At 45.2% G+C, this 13,933-nt stretch carries 11 protein-coding genes; 4 read left to right on the forward strand and 7 right to left on the reverse strand.

Annotation, left to right across the window (positions count from 1 at the left end):
- Nucleotides 1-134 precede the first annotated feature (134 nt).
- The 4 genes from QVA83_RS13310 (at nt 135) to QVA83_RS13325 (ending at nt 5,520) form a co-directional block, all read left to right on the forward strand.
- The gene (locus QVA83_RS13310) at nt 135-974 is read left to right on the forward strand and encodes a GAF domain-containing protein (protein ID WP_014950832.1); all 840 of its coding nucleotides are present in this window, start codon (nt 135-137) and stop codon (nt 972-974) included.
- Nucleotides 975-1,053: 79 nt separating this feature from the next.
- Complete coding sequence (locus QVA83_RS13315) at nt 1,054-4,212, forward strand: protein kinase domain-containing protein (protein WP_156078868.1); 3,159 nt, start codon at nt 1,054-1,056, stop codon at nt 4,210-4,212.
- Complete coding sequence (locus tag QVA83_RS13320; RefSeq protein ID WP_014977492.1) at nt 4,205-4,894, forward strand: sensor histidine kinase; 690 nt, start codon at nt 4,205-4,207, stop codon at nt 4,892-4,894. The genes QVA83_RS13315 and QVA83_RS13320 overlap by 8 nt, the downstream gene beginning before the upstream one ends.
- A complete protein-coding gene (locus tag QVA83_RS13325; RefSeq protein ID WP_014977493.1) occupies nt 4,891-5,520 on the forward strand; it encodes a response regulator in 630 nt (209 codons plus the stop codon). The genes QVA83_RS13320 and QVA83_RS13325 overlap by 4 nt, the downstream gene beginning before the upstream one ends.
- A 193-nt stretch (nt 5,521-5,713) precedes the next feature.
- Here the strand turns inward: QVA83_RS13325 and QVA83_RS13330 are convergent, their stop codons facing one another.
- From QVA83_RS13330 to QVA83_RS13360, 7 genes are all read right to left on the reverse strand, one after another.
- On the reverse strand, nt 5,714-8,161 hold the full coding sequence (locus QVA83_RS13330; protein WP_014977494.1) for a S8 family serine peptidase: 2,448 nt from the start codon (nt 8,159-8,161) through the stop codon (nt 5,714-5,716).
- A 223-nt stretch (nt 8,162-8,384) separates the two neighbouring features.
- Nucleotides 8,385-8,927 carry a hypothetical protein gene (locus tag QVA83_RS13335; protein WP_014977495.1) on the reverse strand — a complete coding sequence of 181 codons (543 nt, stop codon included), beginning with the start codon at nt 8,925-8,927 and terminating at the stop codon, nt 8,385-8,387.
- Between the two features lie 108 nt (nt 8,928-9,035).
- A complete protein-coding gene (locus tag QVA83_RS13340) occupies nt 9,036-9,653 on the reverse strand; it encodes an ankyrin repeat domain-containing protein (RefSeq protein ID WP_069945008.1) in 618 nt (205 codons plus the stop codon).
- A gap of 150 nt (nt 9,654-9,803) precedes the next feature.
- On the reverse strand, nt 9,804-11,420 hold the full coding sequence (locus QVA83_RS13345; RefSeq protein ID WP_404978271.1) for a catalase: 1,617 nt from the start codon (nt 11,418-11,420) through the stop codon (nt 9,804-9,806).
- A complete protein-coding gene (locus tag QVA83_RS13350) occupies nt 11,417-11,593 on the reverse strand; it encodes a hypothetical protein (protein ID WP_156078869.1) in 177 nt (58 codons plus the stop codon). The genes QVA83_RS13345 and QVA83_RS13350 overlap by 4 nt, the downstream gene beginning before the upstream one ends.
- 273 nt (nt 11,594-11,866) lie before the next feature.
- On the reverse strand, nt 11,867-13,219 hold the full coding sequence (locus tag QVA83_RS13355; protein ID WP_156078870.1) for an alkaline phosphatase PhoX: 1,353 nt from the start codon (nt 13,217-13,219) through the stop codon (nt 11,867-11,869).
- A gap of 542 nt (nt 13,220-13,761) precedes the next feature.
- A partial coding sequence (locus tag QVA83_RS13360) for an EF-Tu C-terminal domain-related protein (RefSeq protein WP_502711464.1) occupies nt 13,762-13,933 on the reverse strand: 172 nt, incomplete at its 5' end.

A 13,933-nucleotide genomic window follows, 5' to 3' on the forward strand; every position in this document is an offset into this window, starting at 1 on the left:
GTTTAATTGCGTTGAAATCGACGCAATTAAACCAGCGTTTGGCGTCACTGATAAGCAAGAAACTCTCTTATTTGTGTAATTTTATACAAACAGATGGGAGGAGATGGCACCAGTGACGCGACGAGGAATATGCCATGCCGTTACAAATAGCCTTTACAGAAAATAACGGAAGCGTAAGTGAGCACTTGCTTTTTGAAGGTCGAGAGTATCAGGTCGGCCGCTCTGAAAGCGCGGACATCGTTATACCCCACCCCCAAGTTTCTCGCTCTCATATTGTATTACGAGCAAACAAACAAGCTGACAACGATCACGTTTGGCAGCTAAATGACATGAGCTCTACAGGGTGCTTCAGTGCGGGAATTCAAATAAAGCACCTGACGCTAGACAAACCCCATGTATTACAGCTTGGTCCAGTACCCTGTGAATTTACTCCCCTTGCGCTCAATAATGTGGTCAAACTTGACAGCCAACGAGAGTGGAGAAAGCAACAACTAAAGCAGTACCAAACGCAGCTTCAACAGTGTAATAGCAGTACTGCTCTTATTAACCTTGCCAGAGAATGTTTAACCCAATCATTAGGGTGTGAACGGGCATCACTCATTTTGTTTGATAAGATAAATAACTATCAACTCGGGATAGGCTATGAAAGCTGGATGCAAGGTGAGGACTTTACCGGTAGCCGTACTATCATCAACCAGTGCATGCAAGCTAACGCTGTTCGTGCCATTGGCAATATTGTTTGCGACAAATCGTTAAACAAGCAGCATAGTATAATCAGTCACGGCATTCAGGCTGCCATCTGTGTACCTGTTTGTATTGATGAAAAGCCCGTTGGCGTATTGTACGCAGACTCGACGCTGGGACGCCGTTACTTTACCCAAACGGACATAGATTTTGCCACCTCTTTAGCGAATATGATTTCGATGCGTTTGTTATTCCACACAATTGAGCATAAACTTTCACTTATAAGCTAAAATAAAAATAACAATTTAGTGACGCAATTCGTCTATTCGATTGCGTCGCTGTAGTGGTTAGTGAAGTGTGGAGAAGGCTTTGAACAGGCCCGATGTATTCTCGTCGCAAAACAATTCTCTTAAAACTGAGGCGCTTGCTTTAGGGACTTCTATTGCGCCAAATTCCCGTCTAGCTAACCGGTTTCAAATTGTTGAACAACTTGGCTCAGGTGCTCAGGCCACCGTTTTCAGCGCCATCGATGAATTACTTGATGTGAAAGTTGCACTTAAGGTCATTGAGGGTGGCGCCAGCGACCCGGTTAAAATGCAAACCATCCGCAATGAAGTCAACATTGCTAGGCAACTACAGCATCCTAATATCATCCGTGTTCATGACGTTTTCTCTGATGGAGATACCGCCTTTTTTACAATGGCGTTTATTGAAGGCGAGCCTCTGTATACACGCATTCAACAACCTATCAGCAAAGCCGATTTCGACAAGTGGCAGCAACAGCTCGTTGAGGCACTGTTGGCCTGTAAATCGATAGGCATTAAACATGGCGATATAAAGCCAGACAATATTCTTCTTGATCACAATGAAGACATTAAACTGATCGACTTTGGAATTGGGCAGAGCGCTGCATCTGGCGCTCAAACGAGCGGACACCAACACTATACCGCTCCTGAAGTCATCCAGACTGGAAAAGCGAGCGAACACTCTGACACCTACAGCTTAGGAAGAGTGTTAGAAGATATGCTGGGCTGTGTACAAAAGGAAGGACTGGGCTTTTCTCAATACCTGTGGACGAAAAAACGCAAAGCTTGTATTGATCAATTAACACACCATTTGCCAGTGAAGAGACTCTCTTTGGAGCAAGCGCTTAACATTAGCTCATCAGGCGATAACGGCAGTGCTAATGTAACTTACAAAACCCTTGTCACTTTTTCCGCCATTGCCATATTGGTACTTGTGATTAGCGCCAGCATTTTTTCTTACTCTTGGTATCAAAAAACGCAACCCAGACTGCCCTCTGATACTCCTATTCAGCTACTCGTACTCAATGACCCTCAATATCCACTTTTAGATACGATAAACACGTTACTGCGCTATCCCCTGTCTACTCATCCTCACATTGTTTTAGATGATAAAACGCAAACCCAAACATTGATGTCAAACTTAGCGTTATCCCCATTTAATAACGACAATGACAGAGTAGACTTAGCGGCTTCCACGTCGGTAAACAGCGTATTATTACTTGATGCTACGCCTACCAGTAGCGATAGTTACTTACTTCACGCCAGCGTACTTAGTATGCCCGCTAACAAACCTATTTTTACCGTGTCGCATAATGTAAATGCAAACACCCTGTCCGATGATTTAAGTGTATTTGCTAACAAGCTCATTCAATCGTTATTTGACGCCATCGAAACGCAATCGCCCCAACCACTTCCTGACTTACGCTACCTTGATGTCTTGGATACCGCTTGGCAAAAAGGAGAAGCGTTAAATAGCGCAGACACCGTTGAGGCGATTATAGCAACCACACCGGACTATCCGGGTGGATGGGTGGCAAAGGCTCGAAACGATTTAAATACGGGCGACTATGACGGTGCCAGGCAAGCTATAGAAACCTTATTCCAACTCTCTGACTTGGCAGTGTATTGGCGTTTACAGGGCGAGCTATTAAGAGCAGAGCTAAACGAAGATCTGTCTCTTGCTCAACAATCAATAGATGCGCTTGTTTCTCAGTTCCCTGACAGACCAGACTTGCTGTCGATGCGTGCAGACATATATCAGTGGGCTGGCGAAGATGCCAAAGCAATGTCCGACTATAAAGCTGCTTTAGCCCTTCGCCCCAATAATGGACAACTTTGGTTTGAACTTGCTCGTCTGCAAATTATTAATGGGGACATTGAAACTGCCACCAGCGACTCATTAACTCGAGCACTCGTAGCGTTTCGTCAAGCAAAAAATCCCCGAGGCGAGAGTTTAGTACTTAACGCTTTTGGTATTGCTTACCTACGTACAGCTGACAATGTGGCTGCAGCGCAGTATTTTAAAGACGCACTGGCATTGCGTGATGCAAAAACGCAGCCCTCTCAGCGGGCTAAAACCTTAGCCAACCTCGCCATTGCCACATCTCTTACGGGCGACTATGCCACTGCAGAGGCGTCATTAGAAGAAGCGGTAAAACTACTCCACGATTTAGGTGACTTGGCACAAGAAGCCCATGTAAACGATACACTAGGTTTTATGTTTGAAGAGCGAGGCCAGTTCGCAAGAGCGTTAGAGTACTACAAACGCGGTCTTGATATTCGTGTGCAAACCGATGACAAGGTACTTCAGCCGCAAAGTATGAGCAATGTGGCCTATATGCATTTTCTAATTGGAGATATCTCTCTAGCTGAGATTTACTGGCAGCAGGCGAAAATGCTATTTGAAAGAAATGGGGACGAGTCTCACTTACTTCGAACCCATCAAAATCTTGCACAATTGAGTTTGGTAAAAGGGGACAAGAATACCGCCACCAATTATTTAACCACTGTCGAGCAACGACTCGGTACACAGCACAATCAAGAAAAGCTTTATAACCACCTGCTATTCAGCTACTTAAACTTTGCAAACGGAAATTTGACTGAAGCCACGCAGCACGCAACTGACGCAAGGCGCTTAGCTCAGGCTTCTGAAGATGTCAGAGCCCAAACCGAGGTATTACTATGGCAGGGAGAGATGTGTTTACTTACCGCAAACTGGTTATGCCTAGAAAACAGTCTTGAAACCGTGACGCCTACCATTAGCGAAGAGCGCCACGAGCAATTTGCCGTTTATCAATGGTTAACATTGGGATTGAAGCATCATAAAGGCACACTAAATAACGAACGTGACGAGATCTACACTACACTTGTCGATAACACCAACGTACCGGTAATCACTGAAATTAAAATTCTGCTCGACATACAGCAGCGACTTTCTTTGAATGAAAATAGCAGCGCCATGGAGAAGCTTGGCTCGCTCATTAAACCAACCTACTACCAGCCTTACCTGCAGTGGCTATACGTAAAGGCGTCACTAGGTGATGAAGAGTCCATCGAAAAGTTAAAGCAAAAATTAGCGTTATATCCTACCTACTGGCGTAACCACCTTTACTATCGCGCCATACCAGGTAAAGAAGGCACGGTGGATGACTTAACATCCAAATGGCTATCTCAATTACCTGAGCAACAGGTTGGAGACTACAGGAACGCCTATTTTGACTGACTTGGCCACCGAGATAGAGAACATTAAAGCGCTACAGGCGACACTTCAGGCTCGATTAGATGCCGACCAAGAGGTTTTGCAACAGCTCGCAAAACGATTGTGGGCTCAACAAGAATCAGAAAAAGCGAAGCTTTCTCGGGAATTACATGATGGGATTGGTCAGCTTCTCACAGGACTGACACGAAGACTGCAAGCATTATCAACCTCATCGCCGGAACTTGAGGCACTACACGGCATCGCTGAAATGGCGTTAAATGATGTCAGACAATTATCGCGGCTAATGAGCCCAACAATCCTTGATGACTTAGGTCTTAAACCAGCACTTAACTGGCTTTGTAGAAATTTGCTTAGTGGTGAAGATATTGAATATCACACCGAGATTGCCGTACCGTCTGATCTGCCCAAAGATATAAGCACATTATTATTTAGAATTGCGCAAGAAACGCTGGTTAATGCTATAAAGCACAGTAAGGCCACCAACCTTACTTTATCAATTTCTTACCATCATCACGTTATTCGTTTGGATATTCTTGATAATGGTGTAGGGTTTGACAGTAAAGCCATAGAGCCCGGCATTGGCCTTTCTAGTATTCGCGACAGAGCAGAAGCGTTCAATGCGACACTGGAAATAGACTCTGCAGTAGGGCAAGGCACCAGAACAACAGTAACGGTACCCGTATGACAATTCGTGTAGTGCTTGCCGATGACCATGTGCTTATGCGTCAAGGCGTGTCTCAGATGCTAAATGCCAACCCAGATATCAGCGTAGTGGGAGAATGCGACGATGGTGTCGCGCTAATCGCTGCTGTGTTAAAGCTCTCGCCAGATGTTATTTTAATGGACATTTCGATGCCACGTATGAGTGGTCTGGTCGCTATTGATAAAATTCTATCTCAGCGCAGTGACGCGAAAATTCTTGTGCTTTCTATGCACAACGAAGTGGAATACATTGAAGCCATGCGCGACGCAGGCGCTAAAGGCTACATATTAAAGGAATCTTCCGGTGAAAGCTTGGTTGAAGCCATCAAGAAAGTGGCCGCAAACAAAACCTGTTTTCCCGATGAACTAACCCAGTCATCTAGCGATCAATGCCAAAAGCACGTATCGCCGCTAAGCGTATTAACTAGAAGAGAGCGAGAAGTTTTTTTCTTAGTTGCTGCAGGCAACACCAGTAAGAAGATTGCTGAGCTATTAGATATGAGCCTTAAAACTGCAGAAAATCACCGCAGTAATATTTATAAGAAGCTTAATTTAAGCAGTTCGGCAGAGCTTATCAGAATGGCAGGAAAAGCAGGCTTGCTAGAGTAGTTGGGATTTATTCTCAGTGTGGAGCTCTTTTCCATTCCCCCTCCTCCCAAATTCCATATTCCATATTCAGCGAATGCTGGTTGCGGTAATTAAAGCCCTAAACAAAAAAGAGGGGCCTTACTTCAGCCACCCCTCTCTAAAAAGTGTGCGAGGGCCGGTTTTGAATGTTACAACCGGCCCTCGCCTCAAAGGACTAAAGTTCTGTGTATTGCGTTAGGATAAACGCGGCTTCGCCTCTTGATACCCCATTTTGTGGATTAAAGAAGGCTTTAAGCGTAGGCTGTAGGTCAAATGGGCCTTGCTCTACTTTTACTTCTACCTGCATTAGCCCTGCAGCCAGTGCTTGTTGAACATAGCCGCGATACTCAGGAGCAATCGCATCGGTGTCTTCAACTTCCACCGCTTCACCAAGAACAATTGCGATAACCTTCTGAGAGTCAAAGCTTTGCGCTGCATCTTCAAGACCCAACGCTTGAACCATTGAGTACGCCATTTCTTCTTTGCTCACCTGCATGTTGCTACCAAAGAAGTCACCATCAGCTTGCATTACGGGCTGCGTATTCATCTCTAAATCTCCCAACACCGCACCTGTCGCTGTGGCAGAGTTTACCGCTGCAGCATTTTCTGCACTCACATCGGTGTAGTTAACTGTGTTACCGTCGTTGGTTTGACGAAGGTTCGCACTAAGCGCTAGCGTATCAGCAAGCTCTACTCGAGTTAGTGGTGCGTCTGGCGCAAACCCACTTTCTTTTGCATCCATTAGCTCATTTGCTACTACGTATTCAATGAATGGTTTAGCTGGGTGACCTACTGCATCATCAATACCGGTATAGCCTGATGTGACTAACAAGCGAATATTCACATCGTTAGTGCCAGGGATACCCACACCGTTTGTAACACCTAGTGGGTCAACTGACACACCACTAATGCTGCCAATACCGCGGCTATATAGTTTCCATGTACCCGGCATACCCGGCGCAGCTGTGCCAACAGAAGAACCTAGAACAGGTAGGCCGATACCAGAGCCATAACGGTTGCCCGCTGGATCTTCCAGTACGAACGCTGTTGCCGTTTCAATTGACGCGCTCGCCACCACCATAGATACGTCAGACGTTACTTCAAACTCTTCTACAGGTGACTCACCAACGGGTAGGTAAGTCGTAGGTAGCGTAAAGCTATCGCCTTCAGCAACATTAGCAAATGCGTTAAATTCGCGATTTTTCTTCACGGTATCGCCAAATACTTCTTCACCGTCAAGCACTGCAGTTACCGCAGCATAAGCGTTAACATAACCAGCGCCCACTTCCCACTCGTCCATACCAGCCATTGGTGTTGCGGTTTCCTGAAGAATACGCTTCACATCTTCCCACTGAAGGTTTGGATTCGCTTCTAGCATTAATGCAACAATACCTGACACGTGCGGCGCAGCCATTGAAGTACCGCTAGATACGGTATAAAACGGTAGGTGTTGCGGTTCAATCATTTCCGCGTCGTCAGCTGCGCTCAAACCGCCTAGGCTAGACAGTGATGCGCGAGCAGAAATAACGTCTACTCCTGGCGCCGTTACGGTAGGACGGTCTTCCCATGTGAACACTTCACCATCGACAACCGCTTGTCCGCCTTTTCCATCGACACCGCGAGAACTAAAGTCAGCTAGCTCCCCTTGCTTGTTGCCCGCAGCCACTGTAATTACCCAAGGTGCTTTTTTGAAGTTACCGGTAATTGTCGATTCGCCTGGGCCTGAGTTACCTGCCGAGAACACGGTAATAATACCGTTGTCTGCCAGTGCTTTAGTCACAACGTTTGTTGGATCATCTGGATTAAATTCTGTACCTACATCGCCAGTGTTACCGAACGAGTTAGAAATAACACGAATGTTATAATCGAACTGGTGTGTTAACGCGTAGTCGAAGCCACCGATCGTATCTAAAATAAATAGACCTGCGCCCGAGCCATAACCAATGATGTCTGCACCGGGTGCTACACCTGCATGCAAGCCACCGCTCTTGGCGCCATTACCGCCTACTGTGCCTGCCACATGCGTTCCGTGACCGCCTAAAATATCGGTGTTAGATACGTTTTCTTGATATGTAATCGGTAAAATGCCGCTGTAGCTGTTTAAGTTTACTTGCGCTAGGACGTTTTGAACTACGTGATCAGGGAATGCTAAATCACCGTGCGTGCCGTCAACACCCGAGTCGTTTACTACTACACCAATGCCTTTACCTGATACCGGCATGCCATTTATGCGAATGTCACGGTCAGCCTGTAGTGCCTGTACACCCGTAATTTGGGTAGACTCATGGTTTTCTAGTTCTAGTGGATCGTTGTTCCACACTGACACCACGTCATCGCGTTGATAAAGCGCTTCAACTTGCTGTTTGTTGGCTAACACACCAACAATAGGCACGTTACGAAGGCTAACACCTCCAGTGATACCTAACGATTCAAGTGCTGTAATTTGTTCTGTTGTGGCAGGTCCCTTACCTTCAAATGTAACAATAACTTGTTGTAGTTCTAGTGGCGAAGCCGCAAGCGCATCCGCCAATGTTTTATCGAAAGTTTTTGCATTCACCATGCTCGCTGGTAGGGCACAAGCAATAGCTACTGATAATACTGTTTTGTTATTAAGGAACTTCATAATACACCTCTCTTTGAGTACCCCTTGAGTATTTAACAACCAAAGAAGCAAAACTATGGGGAGTTCCCCCTATTCGATGTAATTTATAAAAGCGTTGAAAAAGCAGAAACTTAAAAAGAAAAAAGCCCTCACAAAAGGAGGGCTAAAAACACCAACTATCGAGAAACATAGATATGTTGGAGGGAACGAACGAGGTACCAGAAACACAATAACTTAAAAAGGATTACTGTTTGCGCTTTCTCATTGAAGTAAACGCAAACAGAATTAGCATCGCAGTGGCAAAAGAAGCAGGTTCACTCACTTGAGTTGAGCCATTATTAGATTCAACAGTTTTAACTACTTGAAACAAGCCACCCGCACAGCGGTCGCCACCGTCAAAGAAAACACAGGTGTCTGTTTCGCCTAGACCGGCTAAACCTGAGCTAATAGTGAATTCGTAGGGAACGCTTGAATCTTCAATGTAGAACTCAAATCCTTCACCGCTTTCATCACCAAACACACCATTATTTAAATCAACTACTGCAAATTCAGCGATGTCTTCTTCTAGAATGTTGTAAGAGACGTTATCGAACTTTAACTGAAAGAAAAACGATAGCCATGTATTCATATTGAACTGGGTTTCGTTTTCATCAAAGGTGATTTGCCCAATTAAGCTGGTTTGGTCAGCTTCGTCACCTAACACTAATCGAGTGAAATCATAGGTAATTACGCCAGCGAAAGAAGGCATAGAAAACAGAACGAACACAGCGGCAATTAATGACTTCATAGTAAACCCACTTCTAAATTCTTATGGGCTTAGTATTGAACTTAATGCATTGAATACAAATAGGGATTTCCCCCTAGTTGTATTCAATGCTATCTAATATGACGTGGTTTAATTAGCGTTTTGTTCGCGTAGTACTTTTGCTAGTTCGTAATTACCTTGCGAAAGAGCGATGTCCGCTACCGAATTACCTGCTTTATCCATGTGAGCTGGGTTAGCCCCTTTATCGATAAGCGTATTGATAATTTCTTGTCTATCGAAAAGGCTTGCGAACATCAACGCCGTTTGGCCTTGCTCGTTTTCTTCATCTATATCGCAATCGGCAAAAACCAGTTGCTTAGCTACACTGACGTGACCTTTGAATATGGCCCCCATAAGTGCGGTGTTTCCGCGGTTGTCTTCTTGACATGGGTTGGCATTAGCTTCGCTGATAAGAAAGTTCACGGTGTCGGTATGCCCATGGTACGCCGCAAGAATAAGTGCGGTGTAGCCTTTTTCATCGGCCACATTAACATCTAGACCGGCTTGATAAAACGCACTCAGCATGGCGCTATCACCTTCCCGCGCAGCATCAAAATAGCGTGCTTTCAAGGTCTCCATATTAGGCCTAGTTGCACTTTGTTGAGTACTAGCTTGAGTGGTTGCGTCGGTTGCGGCACTAGTATAAAAACTGGTGAAGGTGGCAACGAAGAACAGTGCTGCCGTAAGTGTTTGCTTTAAAAAAGACATTGTGCCCCCTTACTGAAAAATCTAAATTTGGTTACTACTAAACTGTTTTCAGCAAAGCTGTTACAGAAAGATTGTTATAGAAAAGTGGTTTGAGAAAAATGGGAGTTACTCAACACAGTGATGTAACTCCCAACCCTTTTGCTACTTAGCTTATTGCATTAGTGCGGTTAGGCTTTCAGCAACTTGCTTCGCTTTTGCAGCGCGTGCAGCTTGCTGTTCCATTAAGTCTTTCGCCGTTTGACGAACTTTAGACATTGGTGCTTTCGCTAATTTTGCTACACCTGCACCGTAGTCCTTATCAGCGTTGTACATATAAGCACTGATAATGACGCGAATTTCTTCTTCAGGTACCGATGCCAGTGCTCCACCTAAGTTATTGATCAGGTTTTGCTGGCCTTCTTTGGTTAGCTTTCTGAAAAACTCCCCTGCTTGTTTAAAGTTCTGCTCTTTGTAGAACGGAATTTGTTGAGTCATACCAGCAAGCGGTTTGCTTGAGTAACGGAACGCTGGGTCTTCGTTAAGATCAAGACGTCGACTTGGCTGGTAGTTCACATCGCGATTAGTACTCGTTGTGCGTAGCTGACCATGCTGTTCGTGGTTATTAATAACCGTATTTTTAGGTGAATTAACCGGAATGCGGTACGCGTTTACACCTAGGCGATAGCGCTGTGTATCAGCATACGAAAACAAACGACCTTGAAGCATTCTATCTTCTGACGGCTCAATACCAGGAATTAAATTGCTTGGTGCAAATGCCGCTTGTTCAGTTTCTTCAAAGAAGTTATCTGGTACACGATTAAGCACTAGACGACCAATCTTTTTAGCCGGCACAAGCGATTCAGGCCAAATCTTAGTGGTATCAAGTGGGTTAAACTCAAAATCATCCAATTGCTCTGGCTCCAGCTCTTGTAAATAAAGATCCCAAGACGCTGTTTCACCTTTTTCACCAATTCGCGTGTAGATGTCGGTAGTATGCGGCTGCATATCCATTCCCTGCACTTTCATGGCTTCTTCATTGGTAAAGTTCTTTATTGGCTGGTTCGACTTCCATGTGAACTTCACGTACTTGTAATTACCTTCGTCATCAACAAACTTGAAAGCATGTACACCTGAACCATCCATATTTAGATAGCTTGCCGGTGTGCCGTAGTCAGAGAAAAGCATAGTTAACGTGTGCGTTGACTCTGGTACGTGCGAGAAGAAATCAAAAATGCGCTTAGGCTCTTGCTTGTTCGTTACCGGCGATGGTTTAAATGCATGCACCATATCTGGGAACTTGATTGCATCGCGAATAAAGAAAACCGGGAAGTTGTTGCCGACGAGATCCCAGTTACCTTGTTCAGTGTAAAACTTCACTGCAAAGCCACGCGGGTCGCGCAGCGTCTCAGGTGACAGATGACCATGTACTACCGATGAAAAACGAACAAAAACGTCGGTCTTTTTACCCGCTGATTGAAACGGCGCAGCCAGTGTTTCATCTGAAAGGTCGACCAGGTTTTCATAATATCCATAAACGCCTGTACCACGTGCGTGAACAACGCGCTCAGGAATACGCTCGCGGTCAAATGCCGCTAGCTTTTCAATAAGGTGCGAATCTTGTAGTAAAACCGGTCCCCATGGGCCTGCTGTTTGCGAGTTTTGATTATCGCCTACGGGGGCACCATTTTGACGTGTTAGTGTATCGGCGCTTACGCCTAAGGTAAGCATACTGGCAGCTACGCCGCCTAGGACAAACTTAGTTAACGTTGATTTCATTGAGGTTCTCACAGCTGTACTCCCACATGAAGGTTGGTACGAGGTTTAGGGGCTTTGACTTCTACGCAAACTTGGTCGCCATAATAGTTATCAGCGTAATTGCATTGCGTTTGAATGGGTTGATTAGTTGTGGAGGAAACACGGTGGCTATTCGCCGTTGCTAGCTTTTTTAATAGTGCGCTCATTTGGCTCTCCTTCTTAAGTTGAGCGCATTATCATTAATTGAACAAAACTATTAAAACGGGTTAAAACGATTCAAATAATTAATTTATTAGATTGTAAAGCTACTCGCTAATCGAGAAAGGGTATGAAGGTTAGTAAATGATACGTGACGAAAGAAAGGTTGATAGAAATTTGCAGTTCACACTTTGGGGATAGCGGCGCCATTTCAAAGCAATAAGAATAAATGACGCCATTTTACTAGATAACCGTAATATCTGGTCTCCAACCTCTGATCTCTAACCTTCAAGCCATGGCCCGGTTATAGCTAAGGTCTTCGTTGGAGAGTAAATATTCACGAAAAGCGTATTGCCGTCGGGCGAGAAACACGCGCCGGCAAGTTCAGTTTGCGCATGGAGCTTTGCAAAGTTATACACTTCTCCATTTGGTGTAACACCGCGTAAATGATTATCAACAATGTCGGTATATTGGTCTTCGCACACCAATAGATGCCCGTTTGGACATACGGTTAGGTTATCGCCGAAGTTATATAAGTTCTTGTCTTCACTTTCTAAAAATAGCTGAAGCTTGTCCTGTTTACCATCTGCAGAAGGAACAAGTTTCATCACCTGACCGAGCTGCTTTTGGCCACCATTAGTACAGCAAAAATAAAGCTCATTTTCACCCCAATGTATACCTTCACCGCGAGCGAATAAGGCAGCACCTTTCTCATATCCTCTAGCGCGTAGGTCATCGTTCGGGCTTTCTGGATTGTCTAATGCTATCCACTCAACGTCGAACCACGTCGCCAATGGCATAGTTGTGGAACTCCAGTTACGTGTATCAAACTGAGGTTTGTTTTTTACTACCAGGGCTTCTAATTGGCCGCCAGCTGCCAAGTTAGCGTACTCGTTAGGTACAAAGCGATATAGCAAGCTGTCACCCTGATCTTCAGTCAGGTAAACAATGCCTGTTTTGGGGTCAACACATGCCGCTTCATGGTTAAAGCGCCCCATTGCTTTAAGTGGTTTAGCTTCAATGAGTGAGTCAGCATTTGCAGGTACTTCAAATATGTAGCCGTGATCTTTGCTTACCACATCGCCGTTCGGGCCATGAGGTCGGTCTACGGACTCTTCACACGTTAGCCACGTGCCCCAAGGCGTAATGCCGCCCGAGCAGTTTCTTACCGTTCCAACAAGACTGATAAACTCTCGCTCTACCATGTTGGTGGTAAGGTTATACACCATGGTTGTGGTACCGCCTGGTAAAGCAACCCCACTATGATAGTTGTCGTAGGCCAACTCGCTAGTATGCTTTTGAATAGACTGTGGCTGAGCACTCAAATGTTTGGGGTGCAGTTCGTGGTTACGTATAAGCGCCACTTTGTCGCTACTGCCTTCTACAGGCAAACAACCCATACCGTCCGCTCTGTCAGGTACATGCATACCATCAGACATGCTATTTCCAAGGCTTGATATAACCTTATAGCTAAAGCCTTTAGGTAAATCGAGCAGCTTTTGAGGGTCGGCGACTAGTGCACCATAGCCTTCACTAATAGGCATAGACGCCAAATTTATTTTCTTACCAAAAGCACTGGTCGCTAGGCCACCAAATGCCAAAGAGCCTACTAAAAACTGGCGTCGTGTTATCATGAAAATCTCGCAAAACTGATAAACAGAGCATAGTACCCTTTAATTGTTACAGTATCACAACAAAGGCGTTAAATTTCCACTTCTTCGCTTCGTGCTTATCTTATACCGATAGAAGGGAGTGAATGCAGTGCCTTTTTAATTCCGACAACGCATGGTGCGATTCAGGATCTCTTACATAAAAGCGGGGATGGGTTCGCGGCGTGTTACTACCCTCTCACCAAGCTTTATAGATGCCAAAGGGGTGGCGCTTATTCAATCTAGAACTCTCAGCTGCATGGATGCCGCTGCGAAGCCGCTAATACAAAAGCACGGATGGGTCCACGGCGTATTACTTCTTCTTCCCCTCAAATGTTTTGATATGCTTCGAGAAGGGAGTGATTGTTGTGCCCTCTGAAACCCTACACCGCAGGGACGCGGTGTCGGAGCCCCCATGGATGGGTTTACGGCGTGTTTCAGAGGGCACAACAATCACGAACTAAATCGCAGGCATAAAAAAAGCGCACCTAAGTGCGCTTTTTTTGGCTTGTGTTGCTAAGTCTAGATTAGTCTAGGATCTTAGATACAACACCAGCACCTACTGTACGACCACCTTCACGGATTGCGAAACGAAGACCTTCTTCCATCGCGATCGGAGCAATTAGCTCAACTTTGAATTTAAGGTTGTCACCAGGCATTACCATTTCTACGCCTTCTGGAAGCTCTACAGCACCAGTT

The sequence above is a fragment of the Alteromonas sp. AO-Serp genome (genome assembly GCF_017849675.1).
Taxonomy (GTDB): Bacteria; Pseudomonadota; Gammaproteobacteria; order Enterobacterales; family Alteromonadaceae; genus Alteromonas; species Alteromonas macleodii.

What these genes read in the sequence shown, in the direction of transcription:
- QVA83_RS13355 (WP_156078870.1), bottom strand. Translation starts at nt 13,219, where the DNA reads ATGATAACACGACGCCAGTTTTTAGTAGGCTCTTTGGCATTTGGTGGC.
- QVA83_RS13310 (WP_014950832.1), top strand. Translation starts at nt 135, where the DNA reads ATGCCGTTACAAATAGCCTTTACAGAAAATAACGGAAGCGTAAGTGAG.
- QVA83_RS13350 (WP_156078869.1), bottom strand. Translation starts at nt 11,593, where the DNA reads ATGAGCGCACTATTAAAAAAGCTAGCAACGGCGAATAGCCACCGTGTT.
- QVA83_RS13335 (WP_014977495.1), bottom strand. Translation starts at nt 8,927, where the DNA reads ATGAAGTCATTAATTGCCGCTGTGTTCGTTCTGTTTTCTATGCCTTCT.
- QVA83_RS13325 (WP_014977493.1), top strand. Translation starts at nt 4,891, where the DNA reads ATGACAATTCGTGTAGTGCTTGCCGATGACCATGTGCTTATGCGTCAA.
- QVA83_RS13330 (WP_014977494.1), bottom strand. Translation starts at nt 8,161, where the DNA reads ATGAAGTTCCTTAATAACAAAACAGTATTATCAGTAGCTATTGCTTGT.
- QVA83_RS13340 (WP_069945008.1), bottom strand. Translation starts at nt 9,653, where the DNA reads ATGTCTTTTTTAAAGCAAACACTTACGGCAGCACTGTTCTTCGTTGCC.